The organism is Streptomyces sp. NPDC015346 (assembly GCF_043078785.1).
Lineage (GTDB): Bacteria > Actinomycetota > Actinomycetes > Streptomycetales > Streptomycetaceae > Streptomyces.
This window is the reverse complement of record NZ_JBIBTW010000019.1, coordinates 1-1411: the sequence shown is the minus strand read 5'-3', so window position 1 is coordinate 1411 and position 1411 is coordinate 1. Positions and strand designations below refer to the sequence as shown.

At 67.7% G+C, this 1411-nt stretch carries 1 protein-coding gene; it reads left to right on the top strand.

Annotated features, from left to right (window positions below):
- Positions 1 to 57: 57 nt before the first annotated feature.
- Positions 58 to 1287 (top strand): IS701 family transposase, encoded by a 1230-nt coding sequence (locus ACF06X_RS34630; protein WP_392291309.1) that lies wholly within the window; start codon positions 58 to 60, stop codon positions 1285 to 1287.
- Positions 1288 to 1411 lie beyond the last annotated feature (124 nt).

Here is a 1411-nt window from a genome sequence, read left to right as displayed (position 1 = left end):
CTAGTAGTGCTTCGTTACGTCGGGTGATCTCGCCTGGTGGTGGGCATCTTCTTCGGTATGAGGCTTGGGGAGGTGGAACGGCTCCGGGGTGAGTTATCGGAGTTCGTTGCCGATGTGTTCGCCTCGCTTCCGCGGTGGGATCAGCGGCGGTGGGGCGGCTGTTATCTGCGGGGTTTGATGCTGGACGGCCGTCGGAAGTCGATCCAGCCGATGGCCGAGCGGTTGCCGGATGGGAACATGCAGGCCCTGCAGCAGTTCGTGAACCAGTCGCCGTGGGATCCGCTGCCGGTGAGGCGGCGGATCGCCGAGCGATTGAGCGAAGCGATCGCGCCTGAGGTGTGGGTCGTCGACGATGTGTCGTTCCCCAAGTGCGGCACGGCGTCGGTGGGGGTGGCCCGGCAGTACTGCGGGGCGCTGGGCAAGCGGGCGAACTGCCAGGTCGCGGTCAGCGTGCACGCGGCCACCGACACGGCATCGTGCCCGTTGGAGTGGGAGTTGTTCCTGCCCGAGGAATGGAACAGTGATGACCGGCGACGCCGACTGGCCGGTGTCCCCGACGGGATCGGGCATGTCTCCAAGACCCGTCTGGCCTTGGGGTTGCTGGACCGGCTGGCCATGCAGGGCCTGGGGGTGCCGGTGATCGTGGCGGACGCAGGTTACGGCCGCAGCGTCTCGTTCCGGCTCGCGCTGGAGGAACGAGGCTGGTCCTATGTCATGGCGGTGGACTCCAAGGAGGTCGCTCGCCCGGCCGCGGCCGAGCCTTATCAGCCGGCCTACGGCGGTCTGGGACCGCCCACGCTGCCCCGCTACCGCGGGCCGGCCCAGCCTCTGACCACGTTCATCACCTCGGACACGCCGTTTGAACAGGTCACCTGGCGGCAGGGCAGCAAAGGCCGGATGACCTCGCATTTCGCTGTGATCGAGGTCCGGCCGTCGGGGAAGGAAGCCTGCCGCACCGCCCAGGGCCAGGCCGGAGGACGCAACCGCTGGAGCGGTGTCCTGCCGCTGCGGACCCTGCTCGTCGAACAGCCCGAAGACGCCGACGAGCCGAGCGGCTACTGGATGACCAACCTGCCCGCCAGCACACCGATCACCGACCTGGTGAGGTGGGCGAAGATGCGCTGGCGCATCGAACACGACTACCGCGAACTCAAGCACGGCCTCGGCATGGACCACTTCGAAGGCCGCACCTGGCGCGGCTGGCACCACCACGTCACCCTCGTCACAGCCGCCCAGGCATTCCTCACCCTGCGGCGGCTCGACCCAAAAGCACACACGCCGGCCTGACCCTCTACCAGGTCCTCGACGCCCTCCAGGACCTGCTGCAGTGCTGGACCGGCACCTGCACCACCTGCGGCCGACGCCTGCCCCGCAACAGAATCAGGCTGAGAACCTAACGAAGCACTACTAG